The organism is Brevundimonas sp. UBA7506 (assembly GCF_002479495.1).
Lineage (GTDB): Bacteria > Pseudomonadota > Alphaproteobacteria > Caulobacterales > Caulobacteraceae > Brevundimonas.
Map to the genome: position 1 here is coordinate 529,449 of NZ_DLNQ01000005.1, position 19,407 is coordinate 548,855.

Below are 19,407 nucleotides of genomic sequence, written 5' to 3' on the forward strand. Positions count from 1 at the left end.
CCTCGCAACGCTGGCGAGCCCGCCGCGTTCTCCCTTGCCGTCCCACGGCGCGCTTGCCGCCGCCGGGCGACGGCCTTCACCTGGAGACGCCTGAAAGCGCATGCCCTCGCCCAATCAAGGTTTCGCCTCGGTCCTCCAGCCCACCCCCGCCGGCCTGTGGTGCCCGGGAGGCGACTTCTACATCGACCCGCCGCGCCCGGTGGACCGGGCCGTCATCACCCATGGTCATGCGGATCACGCCCGCGCGGGACATGGCGCCGTCCTGGCCACGGTCGAGACCCTGGCCATCATGGGCGAGCGCTATGGCGCGGACTTCGCCGGGCGCACCCAGGCCCTGGCCTATGGCGAGCGGCTCAAGGTCGGCGGCGTGGAGGTCTCCCTGGCCCCGGCCGGACATGTTCTGGGCTCGGCCCAGGCGACCGTCCGTCAGGGCGGCCTGACCGTCACCGCCTCGGGCGACTACAAGCGCCGTCGCGATCCCACCTGCGCCGCCTTCGAGCCCGTGCCGAGCGACGTCTTCATTACCGAGGCGACGTTCGGCCTGCCGGTCTTTCGCCATCCTCCCGACGCCCAGGAGATCGGAAGGCTGCTGCGCTCGGTCCAGCAGTTCCCGGAGCGCGCCCATCTGGTCGGCGCCTACGCCCTGGGCAAGGCGCAGCGCGTCATCCGTCTGCTGCGCGAGGCGGGCTATGACGAGACCATCTATGTCCACGGCGCCCTGGAAAGGCTGAACCGGCTGTACGAGCATTTCGGCGTCGATCTGGGACCGCTGGCCCCGGCCACGGGATCAAAGGCCGACTTAGCCGGGCGCATCGTCGTCGCTCCGCCCTCCGCCATCGCCGACCGCTGGAGCCGACGTTTCCCCGAGCCTGTCACGGCCTTCGCCTCGGGCTGGATGAGCGTCCGGGCGCGGGTGCGCCAGCGCGGCGTCGAGCTGCCGCTGATCCTCTCCGACCACGCCGACTGGGACGAGCTGACCGCCACCCTGACCGAGCTGTCGCCGCAGGAAATCTGGATCACCCACGGCCGCGACGACGCCCTGCGGCGCTGGGCTGAACTCCAGGGGCTGAAGGCGCGCGCCCTGCATCTGGTCGGCTATGAAGACGAGGACGACGACTGATGCGCGCCTTCGCCGCCCTGCTGGACCGGCTGTCCTTTACCGCCTCGCGCAACGCCAAGCTGCGGCTGATCCGCGACCACCTGGCCGACGCCCCCGATCCCGACAGGGGCTGGGCGCTGGCTGCCCTGACGGGCGCCCTCTCCTTCACCGCCGCCAAGCCGGCTGTCATTCGTCAGGTCGTCGAGGGGCGGGTCGACCCCGAGCTCTTCCGCCTGTCCTACGACTATGTCGGCGACCTGGCGGAGACCGTCGCCCTGATCTGGCCTGCGCGTCACGGCGCCAACCGGGAGCCGGAACTGTCCGAGGTGATCGACACGCTGAACACCGCCAAACGGGTCGAGGTTCAGGCCCTGCTGGAAGCCTGGCTGGACGCCCTTGACGCCGACGGGCGCTGGGCCCTGCTGAAGCTGGTGACCGGGGGCTTGCGCGTCGGCGTCTCGGCGCGACTGGCCTGGCAGGCGGCGGCGGACTTCGGCGGGGTCGAGGTCGCCGACATACAGGAAGTCTGGCACGCCCAGCCCCCGCCCTATGCCGACCTTCTGGCCTGGCTGGACGGCAGGACCGAGCGCCCCTCGGCCATGGCGCACGGCCGCTTTCGCCCGGTCATGCTGGCCCAGCCGATCGACGAAGCCGTCGACCTGCCCAGGCTGGAGCCCGGCGAATACGCCGCCGAATGGAAGTGGGACGGCATCCGCGTTCAGGCAGTCAGCGAAGGGGGCGTCAAACGCCTCTACAGCCGCACCGGCGAGGATGTGTCCGGAGCCTTTCCCGATGTCGTGGCCGCCCTGGCCTACGAGGGGGTCATCGACGGCGAGCTTCTGGTGCTGCGCGAGGGTCGGGTCGCTCCCTTCGGCGACCTGCAGCAAAGGCTGAACCGCAAGACGGCGGACGCCAGGCTGATGATCAGCCACCCGGCGGGCGTGCGCGCCTACGACCTTCTGGCCGCCGACGGGGAAGACCTGCGCGCCCTGCCCTTCGCCGAGCGCCGCAAGCGCCTGGAAGGTTTCGTCGCCCAGATCAGCTCTGACCGCATCGACCTGTCGCCCCTCGTGCCCTTCCGGACCTGGGAAGACCTGGCGGCCCGTCGCGCCGAGCCGCCGCCGGGCGATCCGCAGTCGGCGGAGGGGCTGATGCTGAAGCGGCTCGACAGCGTCTATGAAGCCGGCCGTCCCAGAGGGCCCTGGTTCAAGTGGAAGCGCGATCCGCGTCTGATCGACGCCGTCCTGATGTACGCCCAGCGCGGTCACGGCAAGCGCTCCAGCTTCTACTCCGACTACACCTTCGGGGTCTGGACCCAGGACGCCGACGGCGTCCATGTGCTCACCCCCGTCGGCAAGGCCTATTTCGGCTTCACCGACGAAGAGCTGAAACAGCTCGACAGGTTCGTGCGCGAGCACACGGTCGAGCGTTTCGGTCCCGTCCGCTCCGTCACGGCGACGCGCGAGTTCGGACTAGTGCTCGAGGTCGCCTTCGAGGGCCTGCAAAGGTCCAAACGCCACAAGTCCGGCGTCGCCATGAGATTTCCCCGCATCAGCCGCATCCGCTGGGACAAGCCGGCCAGGGAGGCGGACGAGCTGCATACGCTGGAAGCCATGCTTGATGCGCCCTCGCCCGCACCCTGACTTCGGCTAGCGGCTGTCCCTGTGTCGGGGATTGGGCTCGCCCGAGCCCGGATCCGTACGCGTTTCGGTCGATAGCCCGGAGGCCTTGGAGCCCCTGGGTTCGGTCGCCGGCCGCGGCGGCTGTCCGGCCCGGTCCGGCGGGCGCAGATTCTCATTTTCGGCCTCGCGGCCGGTGCGTTCGGCAGGTCTATCCGGTTGAGTCATCAGGCGTCTCCCAGGTGTGCGAAGAGGACAAAGGAACCAGGGATCACGCCGACTTGCCCGTGTGCTCCGGCTTGCCCTTGCGTGGGGTTGAAGCCATCTCCTCCAACTCCTTGCGGGTCATGCTTTCCTCCATGGACTTCGAGGCGCCCCGAAGCTTGCTTTTCGGCGCATCGCCCCGTTTTGCGGCCAGGGCGGCCCCAGCCGCCTTCTGCTGGGCTGCGGATTTGGCGGGCATGTCGAAATCTCCCTGATATCGGGTCATCGCCGGATCGAGCGAAAGGCCGGTCAGACGCCTTCGTTCAACCCGCCCCCGAAACCCGGGTTCCTCAGGGACTGCGCTGACGCGAGATCGCGGTCGCGCCACGGCCGCCTAACGACCGAAGAGTCCTGTACCGAACAGAAGGCCGCGAGCCGCCGCGCGACCTCGATCAATCCGGTGCGTTTGGCGGTCCCTATGCCTTCCGTTCAAAGCGCCACTTCATCAGCAGGACGCCGCTGGCCATGACAAGGGCGCAGCCGTGGGCGAGCGTCACGGGCCATGCGTCGGTCAGCAGGCCGTAACACACCCATAGAATAAAGCAGCTCACGGTCAGGGCGTAGGTCTTGAGCGAGACGCTGGAGGCGTCGCGCTCCTTCCAGATCTTGTAGATCTGGGGCGCGAAACTGCTGACGGAGCACAGGGCGGCGGCGACGCCCACCACATCGGCCATGGAGATCATAGGTCAGTCCCGAACTCGACCGGTCCGGCCGCAGTGAGTTGGCCTAACGCCAAGGACGCCCGCGGGCTCCCTGTCAGGGACGATAGAGGTCCGCGTCCGGGTCAGTCTCTCCCCTCACCCAGGCCGCCACGATCTGGCTGGCGATCACCGAGGAGGTGATGCCGTTGCCCCCAAAGCCCATGACGCTCCAGGCATGGGCCATTCCGGGGACAGGCGCGATATGGGGCAGGCCGGTGGCGCTCTCGCCGAAGGCTCCGGCCCAGGCGTAGCCGACCTCCAGCACGACCTCGGGAAGCAGGTGTTTAAGCTTGGCCAGGATGCGCGCTGTCTTGCGTTTCAGAAGCGCTTGGCTGGCGTGGGCGGTGGGCGAATCCTCATCCTCGCCGCCGACGATCAATCGCCCGTCGTTGCTCGTGCGCATGTAGAGGTAGGGGTCTGATCCCTCCCAGACGAGGGTGTCTCGCAGCCAGGCTGGACCGGAGAATCCCGGCTTTGACGCGAGCGCCCAGGTCGAGACCACCCTGGAGTCAGGCGCAGTCACGCCCTTGGGACGTTCATAACCGCAACAGAAGACCGCCGCTGAAGCCCGTACAGCGAAACCGGCGCTGGTTACCAGGGTCACCCCGTCAGGATCCGACACGGCTTCGATCACATCCACCGGTGAGAAGAGCCTTGCCCCCCGGGCCTGGGCGCGCCTCAGAAGTCCCGCGGTCAGTTGAGCAGGATCGGCGCTGGCCGATCCGCCGCTGAGGATAGCGCCGGTTCGGTCGATCCCGAACCGATCAAGAACCTCCGCCGCCGGCAGAAAACGGCTCTCCAACCCGGCGTCGGCCCTCGCTGCGGCCTCGCTTTCGAGGGCTCTGCGGCCATAGGCGTCACCGGCAAGATAGAGGGCGTCGCGATCGCGGTAGCCGCAACGGATACCCTCCTGGACGATGAGCTGTTTCAGGTCGTCGACCGCGCGCCGCGAGCGCAGATAGGCCCGCTGCGCCTTCGGTCGGCCTATGCGTCTCGCAAGCGCCTCCAGTGGAAGATCGATCTCCCATTGCAGGAGCGCTGTCGAGGCGATGGTCGATCCCATCAGGGGCGCCCTGCGATCAAGGACGGCCAGCCTGTGGTCGCGCGATAGCTCATGCGCCATCAGGGCGCCGCTGATCCCGGCGCCGACGACGGCGACATCAACCGAAACGGCCTGCTTCAGAGGACGAACCGACGTCCCTGTAAACGGGCTGTCGGCCCAAAGAGATCGACCGCTCCTCAGGTCGCGTTTCTGGGTCAGCCTCGCCATTCAACCCCCGACATGCACAGCCTGCGTCTCCGCTTCGGGGAACGCGCGCTCCCGTCGAGGGTTGCTCAAACCATGGCCAAGCCTCATCGGATCACGACGTCTGCCCTGGATCCGACACGCCAGCTTCCTGCACCCTTTCGCGACTGGTTCGTGGATCGCGGCTGGACGCTGCGCCCCCACCAGTTGGACATGATCGAGAAAGCGAAGGCCGGCGCCGATGTCCTGCTCGTGGCGCCGACAGGCGGCGGCAAGACCCTCGCCGGCTTCTTGCCCAGCCTGCTGCAGCTGGCCGAACGCGGCCCGCGCAAAGGCCGCAAGACCCTTCACACCCTCTACATCTCCCCCCTCAAGGCCCTGGCGGTCGATGTCGAACGGAACCTCCTGACCCCGGTCAGGGACATGGATCTCCCCATCCTCGTGGAGTCGCGCACGGGCGACACCGGCCAGGCCCGCCGCCAGCGTCAGAGGACGTCACCCCCGGACATTCTGCTGACCACGCCCGAACAGCTGGCCCTGTTCTGCGCCTGGAAGGGCGCGCGCGACTATTTCCAGGATCTGGAATGCGTGATCATCGACGAAATCCACGCCATCCATGGATCCAAGCGAGGGGACCTGCTGTCGTTGGGGCTGGCGCGGCTGAGGACTTTTGCGCCTGGCGTCCGCTGCGTCGGTCTGTCGGCGACCGTGGACGATCCGGCCCGCGTCAGACGCTGGCTGTCGGACCGAGGCGACGACATCGTCCTTGGCCAGGCCGGCGCGCCGCCCCGGCTCGAGGTTCTGTTGTCGCAGAACCGGGTCCCCTGGGCCGGTCACACCGCCCGGCACGCCATGGCGGAGGTCTATGAGACCCTGAAGACGGCGCGCACGACCCTGGTCTTCGTCAACACCCGCTGGCAGGCCGAATTCGCCTTCCAGGAGCTATGGCGGCTCAATGACGACAACCTGCCGATCGCTCTGCATCACGGCAGCCTTTCAGCCGAGCAACGCCGCAAGGTCGAGGCGGCGATGTCGCGCCATGAACTGAGAGCGGTGGTCTGCACCTCGACGCTGGATCTGGGCATCGACTGGGGCGCCGTTGATCTGGTCATCCAGCTTGCGGCGCCCAAGGGCGCCTCGCGGCTGGTGCAAAGGATCGGACGCGCCAACCACAGGCTGGACGAGGCCTCCCGCGCTATCCTGGTTCCCGCCAGCCGGTTCGAGATGCTGGAGTGCCAGGCGGCGGCGGAGGCGGTGGCCGAAAACGCCCTCGACGGCGATCCGCCCCGGATCGGAGCGAGAGACGTCCTCGCGCAGCACATCATGGGCTGCGCCTGTTCGGAGCCCTTCGACCTTGCTGACCTCTATGAGGAGGTGCGCCGGGCCGCGCCCTATGCGGGACTTTCCTGGGAGGCCTTCGAGCAGGTCGTCGATTTCGTGTCGACAGGCGGCTATGCGCTCAGAAGCTATGATCGCTTCCGAAGGATCATACGCAATTCCGATGGCCGCTGGCGCGTCCTCAATGAGGAGACTGCACGACGGCACCGGATGAATGTCGGCGTCATCGTCACGGCGCAGACCCTCAACATCCGGCTTGCGGGTCGACGCGGCGCCGGGCGCAAGATCGGCCAGGCCGAGGAGTGGTATTTCGAACAGCTGACCCCGGGCGACAGCTTCCTCTTCGCCGGCGAGATCTGGCGTTTCGAGGGGGTTCGGGCGACGGACGCGATCGTCACCCGCTCGGACGAGAAACAGCCCAAGGTTCCCAGCTGGGGCGGCTCCAGATTTGCGCTTTCCACCTTCCTGGCCAAGCGTGTCCGGCGGATGATCAGCGACCAGGCGTCATGGTCCCGGCTACCGCCCGACGTCTGCGAATGGTTGTTCGCCCAGCAGTCGCATTCCAGCCTGCCCGGTGAGGATGATCTCCTGGTCGAGACCTTCAGCCGGGGCAAACGGCACTACATGGTCTGCTATCCGTTCGAGGGCCGGCTGGCCCACGCCACCCTGGCCATGCTGGTGACCCGCCGACTGGACCGGGCCGGGGTCGGGCCGATCGGCTACCTCGCCAACGACTATGCGCTTTGCGTCTGGTCCCTGCGGCCGATGGAAAGCCTCGATTTCGACGCCCTGTTCCAGCAGGACATGCTGGGGGACGATCTTGAAGCCTGGCTGGATGAGAGTTTCATGGTGAGACGCGCCTTCAAGGAATGTGCGCTGATCAGCGGCCTGATCGAGCGCCGCATCCCCGGCCATGAGAAGAACGGACGGCAGGTCACCTTCTCCGCCGATCTGATCTACGACACCCTGCGCCGACACGATCCGGACCATCTGCTCCTGTCCTGCGCGCGCGAGGATGCGGCGCGCGGACTTCTCGACCTGGCGCGCCTGGGGGAGTTTCTCACCCGCATCTCGGGCCGGATCAGGGTTGAGCGGCTCCAGCATGTTTCCCCCTTCGCCGTGCCCCTGCTGATGGAGATCGGCACGGAGCGTGCGCCTGGGACCACCGCCGCAGACATGATGCTGGAGGACGCCGCCCTGATTGACGAGGCCATGTCTTGACCGTCTCAAGCCTGGCGGACGACGGCGCCTTCGCAACGCGCCTGGCCGGAACCGATGTGGTGTTTCGGGTGTCCGGCGCCCTCTGGTTGCCGGCGGAGCGTACCCTGGTGGTCGCCGACCTTCATCTCGAAAAGGGATCCGCCTACGCCGCCCGCGGACAGCTCCTTCCGCCCTACGACACGCGCGAAACCCTGAACCGCCTGGAGCGCGAGGTGGCGACCCTCGCCCCCCGAACCGTCGTCCTGCTTGGCGACACCCTCCACGACCGTGGAGCGCCGACACGTCTCGTCTCGGACGAGCGCGCACGTCTCAGGGCCCTGGCGGAAAGGGTCAGGCTGATCTGGGTCGTCGGCAATCACGACCCCGAAGGCGCAGGCGACCTGGGCGGCGAAACAGCGGACCTGTTCGAGGTCGCGGGTCTTTCGCTTCGCCACGAACCCACGCCCGGGCCCGTGGAGGCCGAGGTCGCGGGACACCTACATCCCTGCGCACGCGTAAAGGGCCCCGCAGGCTCGGTTCGCCGCCCCTGCTTTGCTTCGGACGGGAGCCGCCTGATCCTGCCGGCCTTCGGCGCCTATGCCGGCGGGCTCAACCTGCGCGATCTCGCCTTCTCCGGGCTTTTTCGCCTTCCGCCCACAGGCTACCTCCTGGCGCGGCGCGTTGCGGCGGTCTCCTTTGAGAAGATGCGACCCGATCAGAGGTCGCTGCCCGGCTGACCGCCTCCCCGACGTCACGCGGCGACGCCCCCTAGATTACCGTCAGGCCTTGAGGCGGATCTTCTTCTCTACCTCGGCGGCCGCCTTCTCTTCCTGCTTGCGCCTGTTGAAGACGGTGCGCATGAAGCGGCGATCCGCAAGGCTCAAGACCTCTTCAGCGGCGACAAACTGCTCCTGCTCCTCCTCGCGGATGTGATGCAGGTATTCTTCGCGCAGGGCGGCGAAACGGCGGATCCATCCGGGCGACGCCATGTCCCGCGCGGCCAGGTCCGCCAGGAGATCATCGATTTCCTTGTGTTCGGCGACGGCGTGGCGGGCGAAGTCCGTCGTGGCCGGGTTTCGCAGCACGCTGGACCAGAGCGCCTGCTCTTCTGCGGCGGCGTGCGCCTTCAGTTCATGGACCAGTTCAACAAAGAGGCGCTCGCGATCAGGAGACTTCCCCTTCGTCTCCTCAAGCATGGCCAGGAGCGCGCGATGGCGATCGTGGTCCTCGACCAGCCGACCGAAGATGTCGGGATCCCCCCTGAATTTGGTGGCGGGGGTGCTGCCGATCCGCGCGGCGAGGTCAGGCGCTACAACCCGCGCCTTGGCTACGGCGTCAGCCTTGGCCTTCCGGGGCGCCACAGGCTGCAACCGCTTTTCCGCCCGCGGCTCTTTTCCACCGGCTTTCGCCCGTCGCTCGCTCTCCAAGACCAATTTCCGCATACCCTGCTCCTGACTGGAGCCGCCGCCCCGGAGGTCGACAAGCTCTACATTCGCAGTACGAACCTTTCGGCGATCAGCCGGTTCCCGAGTGTCCGAAAGCCGGCAGAGTCTGCCTAGGCGACAACCGGGAACCAGACCGTGAACCGGCTCCCTGCCCCCGCCCCGGCGCTCTCGAGTTCAACGGCGCCCTCATGCATTTCGACCAGTTGGCGAACCAGGGCGAGGCCTATGCCCAGGCCTTCACGCGACCTGTCGTCCGGCCCTTTGGACTGTGTGAAGAGGTCGAAGACCCGGACCTGCATATCCTGAGGCACGCCGACTCCGTTATCGGCGACATCAATCCGCACGCGGTCCTCGACCCGGTTGGCCGACACCTCGATCCGCCCCTCCGACGGCGTGTACTTGGCCGCATTGGTCAGCAGGTTGCTCACCACCTGGGACAGGCGGGTGAAGTCGCCGTCGAGCCAGATCGGCGCACCCGGGACGTACACCGTCAGGTCATGGCGCCCGGCATCGATCTTGGGACGACTGGTGTCCACCGCCGAGTCGATGATGCTCTGCACGGTCACCCGCTCACGCTGAAGCGAGATCTTGCCCTGGTCTATGCGGGCGACGTCCAGCAGATCCTCGATCAGCCGCGCCAAATGGTGGGCCTGGACCTCCATTCGGGTGTGGATCTGAGCGCTCTTTTCCGGATCCTGCTGCCGCTCGAGCAACTGCAGCCCTGCCCGGAAGGCCATGACGGGATTGCGCAGCTCGTGTCCGAGCATGGCGATGAAGTCGTTCTTGCGCCGGTCCGCGGCGCTGAGGGCCGCCGCATAGGCCTTGAGCTCATCCCGATGCGACAGAATCTCCTGTCTCTGGCGGTAGAGCTCGATGAAGACGTTCGCCTTGCTCTTCAGGATGTCCGTTTCGACGGGCTTCTGGATGAAGTCCACCGCTCCGGCCTCGTAGCCCCTGAAGCGTCGCTGCTGATCGGCGCTGCCGGCGGTGACGAAAATGATCGGAACGTGACGCGCATTGGCGTTGCCGCGCATGAACTCCGCGAGCTGGAACCCGTCCATCCCCGGCATCTGGACATCGACCAGGGCAAGGGCGACGTCATGAACCAGCAGGAGCTCCAGCGCCTCGTCGCCGGACCTGGCCTTGAGACAAACCACGCCGTCGCGCTTCAGCAGGGCCTCCAGGGCCAGGAGGTTCTCCTCGAGATCGTCGACGAGAAGGAGATGGATCGGCTTGTCAGGGCGCGTCATGCTTGGCCTAGACCTTTCAGAACTTCGAGAATGCGCGCGAGCGGCATTACTTGTGCGACCGGACAGGCGCGCAGTGCGGCCTCCGGCATGGGGCGGGCATGGGCGGAGGCCGGGTCTTCGACCAAGGCCAGACCGCCGGCGGCGGCGACCGCCTTCAACCCCGCCGCCCCGTCTTCGTTGGCCCCCGTCAGAACCAGACCGACCAGACCGGCTCCGTAGGCGTCCGCGGCGCTTTCGAAGAGGACGTCGATGGAAGGCCGGGAGTAGTTGACCAGCTCGTCGGACGAGAGGGCCAGAGCGCCGTCAGCCTCGACCAGGAGGTGATAGTCGGAAGGGGCGAAATAGACCACGCCTGGCTCCACGGGCTCCTTGTCCTCGGCCTCCTTCACCGTGAGCGCGCATTTGGACGCAAACAGGGGCGCCAGCACATTGCTCCGGTCGGCTGGCACGTGCAGGACCACCAGGATCGGCAGGGCGAAGTCGGCGGGAAGCGACGGCAGGATGGCGAGCAGCGCCTGCACGCCTCCGGCCGAGGCGCCGATCACGACAGCGCGGGCGGGATGGGGGTTCATGGCTCGCGCCTGCGATAGATCTTCTCTTCCGGCACGAAGTCGGCAAAGGCGCCGACGTGCCGCGAGAAGCGCAAGCTCTCCTTGGAGCCGATCCCCAGAAAGCCACCGCGCGCCAGGGAATCCTTGAACAGGCCGACGGCGCGGTCCTGTAGCGGACGATCAAAGTAGATCATCACATTGCGGCAGGAGATCAGCTGCATCTCGCCGAAGACCGCGTCCGATACCAGGCTATGGTCCGAGAAGACGACATTGGCCCGCAGGGACTTGTCGAAGACCGCTCGCCCGTAGTCGGCGGTGTAGTAGTCCGACAGCGAGGTTCGACCGCCCGACTTCTGGTGGTTTTCGGTGAATTTGCGGATGCGATCCAGAGAATAGACCCCCGCCTCCGCCGCCCGCAGCGCATCGGGATTGATGTCCGTGGCGTAGAACATCGTCCGTTCGAAAAGACCTTCCTCCCGAAACAGGATGGCGAGCGAATAGACCTCTTCGCCGGCGCTGCACCCCGCGATCCACACCTTCAGGGACGGATAGGTCCGCAGGTGCGGCAGCACCTGTTCGCGCAGGGCCCGGAAATAGGCCGGGTCCCGGAACATCTCGCTGACCTGGACCGTCAGGAAACCCAGCAGCCGCGGCAGCATCTCCGGATCATGCAGAACCCGCTCCTGCAGAGCCGTCAGGCTGGGCAGGCCGAAATGGGTGCGCGCCTGGAGCAGGCGGCGCTTGATCGAAGCCCGCGCATAGTGACGGAAGTCGTAATGGTAGCGCTGGAACAGGGCCTCCAGCAGCAGCTGGATCTCTATGTCCTCCACCTCATGGGGTGCGACCGGACTCAACGGGGCATCCAGACGCGCACGAGAGAGAGCAGCTTGTCCACGTCCAGAGGCTTGGCCATGTAGTCATTCGCCCCCGCTGCGATGCAGCGCTCCTGATCGTCGGGCATGGCCTTGGCCGTCAGCATCAGAACAGGCAGGTCGCGCCAGCGCGGATCCTTCCGCAGTTCGCGCGTGGCGGTCAGGCCGTCCATGACGGGCATCATGACGTCCATCAGGACCAAATCGATCGCCTGCTCGGCATCTTCAGCAGACCGCTCCAGGCGCTCGATCGCCTCCTTGCCGTTGCGCGCGATCTCGATGCGGGCGCCGCGCGGCTCCAGAACATTGGTCAGGGAGTAGATGTTGCGCACATCGTCCTCGACAATGAGGATCCGCCGTCCTTCCAGCACGGCGTCGCGATGGCGGGCCTTGCGGATCATCTTCTGCTGCTCAGGGCGCAGCTCCGAGACCACCTGGTGAAGGAAGAGGGAAACCTCGTCGAGGAGCCGTTCAGGCGACTTGGCGCCCTTGATGATGATGGAGTTGGAATAGCGACGAAGCTGCTGTTCGTGTTCTGGCGACAAATCGCGACCGGTGTAGACGATGACCGGCGGATAGCCCTGCCCGCCCTCGCGGCTGAGGGTCTCCAGAAGGGAGAAGCCGGACGCGTCCGGCAGGGTCAGGTCGAGGACCATGCAGTCAAAGGTCTGGCTCTTGAGTTGCTCCAGGCACTCCGCGGCCGTGCCGACGCCCACCGTCTCGACATCACCCGATTCCAGCAGCTCGCTGACCGCTTCGCGCTGAACCACGTCGTCCTCGACGATAAGGACGCGCCGCACGGTTCGCGTGAGCTTCTCCTCGAGCGATCGCAGCACCTCGGCGAGCGCCTCGCGCCCCACTGGCTTCACCACATAGCCGACTGCCCCCAACGACAGGGCCGTCTGGCTGTGATCATCGGCGGAGACGACATGGATGGGAATATGGCGGGTGTCGTCGTCGCGCTTGAGCACGTCGAGCACGGTGAGGCCGGACTGGTCCGGCAGGCCGATGTCCAGCACGACGGCGTTGGGTCGATAGCGCTTGGCGAGCTTGAGAGCCTCCTGGGCCGTGCCCGCCAGAATGCACTGGAATCCCAGCTCCCGTGACAGGTCCCGGACAATGGCGGCGAAACGGTCGTCGTCCTCGACGACCAGAAGCAGGCGACGTGTCCCGGCCAGGTGATCACGATCATCGTCCAGGGCCCGGGCGAGTGTCGCCGCTTCCGCCGCAAGAGGCGCTGGCCCCCGGACCGTTGGGGCCGGAGCCTTCGCGCCGGAGGGCGCTTCGCGCGGCGCCACGCGCGCGGCGTCATAGGTTCGAGGAAGGATCAGGGTGAAGACGCTGCCTTCGCCGGCCCGGCTTTCCAGACCAATGCGGCCGCCGAGCAAACGCGCCAGTTCGCGCGAGATGGACAGGCCCAGGCCGGTCCCGCCGTAGCGGCGGCTGATGGTGCCGTCCGCCTGCTGGAAGGCTTCGAACACGCTGTTCTGCTGCTCCGGGGCGATGCCGATGCCCGTATCCGAGACCGCGAAGGCCACCTCGTCCGGTCCGGCGTCCGTGACCGAAAGCCTCACTTTGCCCTTCTCGGTGAACTTGAAGGCGTTCGACAGAAGGTTCTTCAGAATCTGCTCAAGCCTTTGGCGATCCGTCTCAACCCCGTCATCGCCCGATCCCAGGTCGATCTCGAAGGCGAGGCCGCGATCGTCGGCCACCGGCTGGAACATCTGGCGGATATCGTCTCCGAGGCGCTGCAGGGAGACCGCTTCCGGACGGGCCTGGATATGGCCGGCCTCGATCTTCGACAGATCGAGAATGTCATTGATCAGGGTCAGCAGGTCATTGCCCGAAGACTGGATGGTGCGCGCGTATTTGACCTGGTCCTCCGACAGGGTCTCGTCGGGATTGTCGGCCAGGAGCTTCGACAGGATCAGCAGCGAATTGAGCGGGGTGCGCAGCTCATGGGACATGTTGGCGAGGAAGTCGGACTTGTACTGGCTGGCCTGCTCCAGCTCCCGGGCCTTGAGCTCCAGGGCGGCCGATCCACGCTCCAGATCATCGCGCTGGGTTTCCAGCACCTGGGCCTGTTCTTCGAGCTGGCTGTTGGTCTGCTCCAGTTCAGCCTGCTGCTGTTCCAGACGCACCTGGGATTCCTTGAGGGCCCGCCCCTGCTCCTCCAGCTCCTCATTGGAGACCCGTAGCTCTTCGCTCTGGACCTGAAGTTCTTCGGACTGGCGCTGGGTCTCTTCCAGCATGTCCTGCAACCGGGCCCGGTAGCGTGCCGATCTCAATCCCGTGCCGATCAGCGGCGCGGCTTCCTCCAGGAGCGCGAGGAGACGCTCGTCGGGAAGACGAAGGAAACCCAGTTCGAGAACAGCGTTGATCTCGCCGTCAGCGCGGGCCGGGGCGATGACGAGGTGCCGGGGCTTGGAGCGTCCCAGCGCCGAGCCGATCGTCAGGTAGTTCTCCGGCACCTCGGGCACCGTCAGGGCGCACCCTTCGGCGGCGACCTGCCCCAACAGGCCCTCGCGGGGGCCGAAACGCTCCGGGACAGGCGCATCAGCGGGAACGCCGAGGGCCGCGACGCGCCGGAATACGCCGCCCTCGCCCTTGAAGAGGGCGGCGGCCTGAACATCGGCGTAGCGCGCCAGATAGGCCAGAATGCTTTCCGCCAGCTGTTCTACGGATTGATCGCCCATCATGGCGTCCGCCAGCCCGACCTGGCCCTTGTGAATCCACTCCTGGCGGGCCTTCTGACGGGCGCTGCGCCGGATAAGGACGTAGACGCCCAAGGTCAGGGCCGCGCCAAGGAGCCCGGACAGGACGCCGCTGACCAGGGCTGTGCGATAGGCGGCGTCCATCTCCTGGAGGCGTGCGAGGCGGAGCTTCTGCTCCTCCTGCCTCATCAGATTCACCTCGCTCCGGATGGCGTCCATCTCCGCCTTGCCGCGATCCGTGCTCATCCTGGACACGGCGGCCTGCAGACCCTCGCTGCGACGCGCCTGGATGGTGGCGTCCAGCTCGGTCATCTTGGCTTCGACATGTCTGCGGACCTGACTCAGGTGGGCCTGCTGCACCGGGTTGTCCCGGGTCAGGCGCGCCACCTCCTCCAGACGGCGTTCCACGGCGGCCGCGGCCATGTCGTAGGGTTGAAGGTAGAGGGGGTTGCCCGTCAGCAGATAGCCGCGCTGGCCTGTCTCGGCGTCCTGAACCGTCGACAGGAGGTCGTCGACGGCGACGATCACCTGATGGGTGTGAATGATCTGCTGATTATTCGCCCTCAGCACCTGGACGTTGAGCCAGGCCACGCCGCTTGTCGCCAGAAAGAAGGCCAGGACCAGGGCCAGTCCTGCTCCGGACCAGGCTTCGGTCTTCGAGCCCGCGGGCGGGCGACGGAACAACATCATCAGCAGTCTGACCTCGGGTGAGCGACGGGAGCGTCCCTGCGTAGAGGGCGGAGCGCTCAACGCAATAACCTGTGCTGGTTTTTCTCGGCGGGGTCGAGGCCATCGGTCTCACGCCTGAGCGGCGTGCGCCGGCAAAGCAATCAGCTCAGGGCGTGAACTGGATCGTGCGGGCGAACTGATAATCCTTGGGGCCCGGCTCGACCTCGGCGTCACGCATCAGGGCTATGGCCGCTTCGCCAAAGCCGAGACCAGGGTGGGTCTCGCCCAGGACGCGGCAATCCTCGACCCGCCCGGCGGCCCGCGCGGTGCACTCGAGGGTCACCGCTACAGTCAGAAGCGGGGCCGGCGCGTCATGCTGAGCGGCCACGGCTTTTTCACTCTTCGGGAGACGGTCGATCTTCGGCGACGCATCCAGCAGGATGGCCGCGGTCAAGACTAGGATCATCATTGCAACACCCTCCGCTTCTTTAACCAGGCGGGTCGCGATCTGTTCCAACGCCCCGGCCATCGGCCACGTCCAAGCGTAGGTCGGAGCCGCAGCGCGAGCTGGCGTTTGCAGCAGCCGCCGTCTCTCGTCATCGCCATCGTCGCCGGACTTCTCGGGTTCGGCGGAATCGCCGGGACCGCGGGGGGATCGCCAGATTCCTCGCCTTGACTGTCTTCATAGTCTTCCTGTTCCTGGGCTTCACGGCCGCGAAGAAAGTCACCTGACGGACAGCCTTGGCCGTCGATGGCGCAAACTCCTGATCTCATCGGGGACATGGCGGCCAGGCTCGTCCGCGAATCCCTGGAGACATCGGGCTGGCGAGCGCGAGACCGTGTGATGCGCCCGCCTCCCCGTCCGCCGCCTCACAGCGGACGGGTACGGAGAGCCGACATATGCATAAGGCCGGAGGGTTCTGCTATCGAGCCCGGGCCTCCAGTGCCGCGCGCCAAGTCGCGCGAAACCAACCTATGTGAAGAACAAAAACGCCGAAGCCATGCTGTTGGTCTAAGGCCATGAAGAATCAGTCGGAAACCCATCTCGAAACTCGTCACACCGCGTCGCTTGAGCGGATGCTGTCCAGTTTCGGGCCGCTCGGCGCCGACGACATCGCCTACATCCGGGACTGCTTCACCGGCGCGCTTCAGACCCATGCGGCGGGAACGCCGGTCATCCTGGCTCCGGAGCGCAATGAAGCCAGACTGGTCTTCAAGGGCTGGGCCGCGCGCGGCGCCATGCTGGAGGACGGACGTCGTCAGATCGTGGGCCTCAATCTCCCCGGCGAGATGATTGTCGCATCGGGCGCCGTCGACACCGACATGCTGGTCTGGGCCCTGACGGACGTCGTGACGATCGACGGCACCGCCTTCTGGACCGGCATGTCCGAGTTACGCACACAGAGCGCGCCGTTGCTGGAGGCCTGGAGGCATTACCGCACGGCCGAACGCCTGCGCATGGCGCGCCAAGTGATAAGGCTTGGTCGGCTTAGCGCCTACGAACGCACAGCCCACCTCCTGCTGGAGCTCCACGAACGCCAGGCGCGTCTGGGTCCTGTCGTGGCGGGGGTGCTCCATCTTCCTCTGACCCAGGATATTCTCGCCGATATCCTGGGCCTCAGCGCGGTGCACATGAACCGGACCCTGCAGCAGCTCAGGCGCAACGCCCTGGTCGACTACCGAGCGGGGCGGGCGGTGCTTCAGAACCTCACGAGCCTGGCCCAGGCCGCCAACCTGAGCGCCGACTGCGGACCAAGCCTCTGATGGCGGGCTAGAGACCCTCTCATCCGCCGCAGGGTTAACCCATGTTATTTGATCTTGCTCGGAGCAGGATCAGAGTGCGCCCTTGCCGAGGAGGCCGGTCATGCCTCGACCTGAGGAACTGTGGCGGCGCCTCGTCGCCATCTTGCTAGGCCGGACGCCCGACATGCGGACGTCCCGACGCCTGCACCATCCCCATTGGCCCCGACGCACCGGGCGTCACTGAGGAACGCGGCCGGGGGGACCTCTCGCCGTGCCGCCTTAGACAGGCTCAGACCGGATCGCGCCCCAGGCGCAGATAGGTCGGATCGAACTCCGCCACCCGCACCAGCCGGTCCCAGTCCAGGATCCTGATGTTGCGCCCCCTCCATTCGACAAGGCCGTCGGCGCGGAGCTGGGCCACGGACCTGTTGACGTGGACGGCCGAGAGGCCAAGCACGTCGGCGAGTATGGCCTGGCTGAGAGGCAGCACCATCCGATGTCCCTCCGCCCGTTCCACGGAGGACAGGCGAAGATAGACCTCGCACAGGAAGTGGGCGAACCGAGCGAAAGCGGTGCGCCGCCCCAAACCCGCCAGCCATTGGCGGTGCACGGCGGCGTCGATGAGGGTCTCCAACCACAGAAGGCGCGTCAGATGGGGTTGGGTCTGGGAAATGAAGCGCAGGGCCTCGTGGGGGCAATAGCCCACCTTGCAGTCCGTCAGACAGATCACGCCATGATCCATCGGACTCATCAGCAGGCTATGGAGGTCGACGAAGTCGCCCGGGACGTTGAGTTCCGTGATCTGGCGGGCGCCGTTCATCAGCACGACATATCGCGCCGCGAAGCCTTCAAGCAGAAGCGTGCTGCGGGACGGGCGATCATATTGTTCGACGATGTTGTCGCCGGCCTTCAAGGTGACTGGCGGCGCGACCACGTCCGCCAGAACGGCCTTTTCCTCGTCAGAGATGAAATCTCGACGCGACAGCTTGTCGATCAGGGGACTGATCAGGATGACCTCCAGAGTCCGCGCCGCCCATTGCGGCAACGCTTGCAAAACCATCCAGCCCTCGCCCGGTTCCTCCGCTGCACGGCGCGCCGCCTCCGCCGTTCAACCGACGCCGAAGCGGCGCCTTACCCGGGCCAGGCGGTGAACCGTCCCCGGGCCGAGACGATCCCGGTTCACCAGGGTCGCAGGCGTACGCGTTCAACCGGCCCCTAGGCCTCCTAACCCATGTAAGTGGCGACCGCCCCGCCATGGGCCACACTCCCCCTCTTAGGAGTGCGGCATGCAGACTAGGACCGGCCTGACAGCCATGGCCTCTTCCCCTCGCTCTCGTCTTGAGGTTCAGGATCACCCGGTATTCCAGGCCCTGCCCGCTGACGCCCAAGCCCGGATAGAGGCCGGTGGTCGAATGGCGTCGCTGGCGGCCGGCGAGGTCCTGCCGAACGACGGCGGGCTCTATTTCATTCTCTCCGGCGTGGTCGGCCTCTTCCCGGGCGGCGGCCGCATTTGCGTGGCGGCGGTGACAGCCGGGTCCGTCCACGGCTGGGACCAGGCTCTTGAGCCGGGGGCCCGTCGCCCGGAGGCGCGAGCCCTGATCGACACCATCGTCTGCCGTGTCGCCGCCGCTCCCCTCGTAGAGGCCATGGGCCGGGAATGGCTGACCCGTCTCGTGGCGCGTCATGCGACGGCCCGTCTTGACGCCCTGGCGACGGAGGCGGCGTGCAACGCCTCGCACCTGGTGCCTGAAAGGCTGGCCAAATGGCTGGTTCGCCTTCACTGCGGCGGAAACGGCGCGCCGCTCCTTCTCACCCAGGCGGATTTCGGGGGGATGCTTGGGGTCCAGAGAACGAGCGTCAACGCCGCCGCCGCCCGTCTTCAGAGTCAGGACCTCGTGCGTTTCGGGCGAGGAAGGGTCCAGGTGCTCAACCTCGACGGCCTGCGTCAGGCCTCTTGCGGTTGCGGCGAAGCTGTCGCGCCGGCCTCTGCGGCCTCCCGGCCGGCGGTAAGGAGTCCAGGCCTCGATGCGGAAGCCGTCTCCTGGTCGCCCGCGCATCCCGGTTCACCGTCTCACGACCTCTCCGCGCCGGGGGGCGTGGTCGCCTTGGCTCCATTGGCGCGCGCCGGCTAGGGGGCGACCAAAAGCGGCGCGCCAACCCCAACCCGGCTCAGCGTCCCCAGACCTCGCCCCCTTGAAGGCCCTTGCTCGACGCCCCGCGATCTTCGCCCCGGAGTGAAAGACGTCAGGCCGTGGCCGTGCACAGCCCCGGGCGGGCCGCCGCGCGCGCCTTCATTCGAGTCCGCAACTGCTCGCGGATGGTCCAGCCCTGCAGATGCATGAGATCGGTGATCGTGTAGCCCTCGCGCACCAGGGCTTCATGGAGATCGGAGATCTTGATGCAGGCGCGGTTTTCGTCGGCGATCTGAAAGGCCCGCTCGATGACATGGATCTGGTTCATGTTTCCTCCGTGGCCAGAGAGAGCGAAAGCCGAGCGCTACGGTTCCCGGGAGCGGATCGCGCAGGCCCGCAAGGTCAGGTCCTGGTCCTTTGGAACCCTACCGCGTTGCAGGCGCCCGACCTCGAAACCGAAAAGGGGCGCGATTTGAACCTTCGCCCGTGCTTATTGACTTGGTCTCTGGCCTGTCCGGCACGCGGTCGTAAACCCGCCCCCTGACTGAACAGGTCAGGGATCAG

17 protein-coding genes and 1 pseudogene are annotated in these 19,407 nt (G+C 66.7%); 7 read left to right on the top strand and 11 right to left on the bottom strand.

Annotation, left to right across the window (positions count from 1 at the left end):
* Positions 1-100: 100 nt before the first annotated feature.
* Positions 101-1,120, top strand: a complete 1,020-nt coding sequence (locus B3K53_RS04365; RefSeq protein ID WP_292082879.1) for a ligase-associated DNA damage response exonuclease — start codon at positions 101-103, stop codon at positions 1,118-1,120.
* Entirely contained in the window at positions 1,120-2,742 is a 1,623-nt protein-coding gene (locus B3K53_RS04370) for a cisplatin damage response ATP-dependent DNA ligase (protein WP_292082880.1), read from the top strand. Before B3K53_RS04365 ends, B3K53_RS04370 begins: the two co-directional genes overlap by 1 nt.
* A 247-nt stretch (positions 2,743-2,989) precedes the next feature.
* On the opposite strand, the gene B3K53_RS04380 is transcribed toward B3K53_RS04370, so the two are convergent.
* From B3K53_RS04380 to B3K53_RS04390, 3 genes are all read right to left on the bottom strand, one after another.
* Positions 2,990-3,181, bottom strand: coding sequence for a DUF3008 family protein (locus tag B3K53_RS04380; RefSeq protein WP_105562386.1), 192 nt, complete (start codon positions 3,179-3,181; stop codon positions 2,990-2,992).
* A 217-nt stretch (positions 3,182-3,398) separates the two neighbouring features.
* Positions 3,399-3,665, bottom strand: coding sequence for a SemiSWEET family sugar transporter (locus B3K53_RS04385; protein ID WP_409515769.1), 267 nt, complete (start codon positions 3,663-3,665; stop codon positions 3,399-3,401).
* A gap of 73 nt (positions 3,666-3,738) precedes the next feature.
* Entirely contained in the window at positions 3,739-4,953 is a 1,215-nt protein-coding gene (locus B3K53_RS04390; protein WP_292082882.1) for an NAD(P)/FAD-dependent oxidoreductase, read from the bottom strand.
* A 72-nt stretch (positions 4,954-5,025) separates the two neighbouring features.
* On the opposite strand from B3K53_RS04390, the gene B3K53_RS04395 reads away from it, so the two are divergent.
* On the top strand, positions 5,026-7,488 hold the full coding sequence (locus B3K53_RS04395; protein ID WP_292082883.1) for a ligase-associated DNA damage response DEXH box helicase: 2,463 nt from the start codon (positions 5,026-5,028) through the stop codon (positions 7,486-7,488).
* Positions 7,485-8,204 carry a ligase-associated DNA damage response endonuclease PdeM gene (gene pdeM / locus B3K53_RS04400; RefSeq protein ID WP_292082884.1) on the top strand — a complete coding sequence of 240 codons (720 nt, stop codon included), beginning with the start codon at positions 7,485-7,487 and terminating at the stop codon, positions 8,202-8,204. The genes B3K53_RS04395 and pdeM overlap by 4 nt, the downstream gene beginning before the upstream one ends.
* Positions 8,205-8,246: 42 nt before the next feature.
* Here pdeM and B3K53_RS04405 read toward each other — a convergent pair whose 3' ends face one another.
* The 6 genes from B3K53_RS04405 to B3K53_RS04430 form a co-directional block, all read right to left on the bottom strand.
* Positions 8,247-8,909 carry a hemerythrin domain-containing protein gene (locus B3K53_RS04405; protein ID WP_292082885.1) on the bottom strand — a complete coding sequence of 221 codons (663 nt, stop codon included), beginning with the start codon at positions 8,907-8,909 and terminating at the stop codon, positions 8,247-8,249.
* Positions 8,910-9,022: 113 nt separating this feature from the next.
* Positions 9,023-10,162 (bottom strand): hybrid sensor histidine kinase/response regulator, encoded by a 1,140-nt coding sequence (locus B3K53_RS04410; protein ID WP_292082886.1) that lies wholly within the window; start codon positions 10,160-10,162, stop codon positions 9,023-9,025.
* Positions 10,159-10,734: a chemotaxis protein CheB gene (locus B3K53_RS04415; RefSeq protein WP_292082887.1), complete on the bottom strand. Its 576-nt coding sequence runs from the start codon at positions 10,732-10,734 to the stop codon at positions 10,159-10,161. The genes B3K53_RS04410 and B3K53_RS04415 overlap by 4 nt, the downstream gene beginning before the upstream one ends.
* Complete coding sequence (locus B3K53_RS04420; protein ID WP_292082888.1) at positions 10,731-11,567, bottom strand: CheR family methyltransferase; 837 nt, start codon at positions 11,565-11,567, stop codon at positions 10,731-10,733. Before B3K53_RS04420 ends, B3K53_RS04415 begins: the two co-directional genes overlap by 4 nt.
* Positions 11,564-14,989 (bottom strand): response regulator, encoded by a 3,426-nt coding sequence (locus B3K53_RS04425; RefSeq protein WP_292082889.1) that lies wholly within the window; start codon positions 14,987-14,989, stop codon positions 11,564-11,566. The genes B3K53_RS04420 and B3K53_RS04425 overlap by 4 nt, the downstream gene beginning before the upstream one ends.
* A gap of 145 nt (positions 14,990-15,134) precedes the next feature.
* Positions 15,135-15,485, bottom strand: coding sequence for a TonB family protein (locus tag B3K53_RS04430; RefSeq protein WP_292082890.1), 351 nt, complete (start codon positions 15,483-15,485; stop codon positions 15,135-15,137).
* A gap of 57 nt (positions 15,486-15,542) precedes the next feature.
* Between B3K53_RS04430 and B3K53_RS04435 the strand changes: the two are divergent.
* Both B3K53_RS04435 and B3K53_RS04440 read left to right on the top strand, forming a co-directional pair.
* Positions 15,543-15,700, top strand: a pseudogene (locus B3K53_RS04435) (DUF1328 domain-containing protein).
* Between the two features lie 288 nt (positions 15,701-15,988).
* The gene (locus B3K53_RS04440; protein ID WP_292082891.1) at positions 15,989-16,732 is read left to right on the top strand and encodes a Crp/Fnr family transcriptional regulator; all 744 of its coding nucleotides are present in this window, start codon (positions 15,989-15,991) and stop codon (positions 16,730-16,732) included.
* A 268-nt stretch (positions 16,733-17,000) separates the two neighbouring features.
* Here the strand turns inward: B3K53_RS04440 and B3K53_RS04445 are convergent, their stop codons facing one another.
* Positions 17,001-17,771: a Crp/Fnr family transcriptional regulator gene (locus B3K53_RS04445; RefSeq protein ID WP_292082892.1), complete on the bottom strand. Its 771-nt coding sequence runs from the start codon at positions 17,769-17,771 to the stop codon at positions 17,001-17,003.
* Between the two features lie 226 nt (positions 17,772-17,997).
* Here B3K53_RS04445 and B3K53_RS04450 point away from each other — a divergent pair, with 226 nt between their 5' ends.
* Complete coding sequence (locus tag B3K53_RS04450) at positions 17,998-18,843, top strand: Crp/Fnr family transcriptional regulator (protein WP_292082893.1); 846 nt, start codon at positions 17,998-18,000, stop codon at positions 18,841-18,843.
* A 112-nt stretch (positions 18,844-18,955) separates the two neighbouring features.
* Here the strand turns inward: B3K53_RS04450 and B3K53_RS04455 are convergent, their stop codons facing one another.
* Complete coding sequence (locus tag B3K53_RS04455; protein WP_292082895.1) at positions 18,956-19,171, bottom strand: hypothetical protein; 216 nt, start codon at positions 19,169-19,171, stop codon at positions 18,956-18,958.
* Positions 19,172-19,407: the final 236 nt, after the last annotated feature.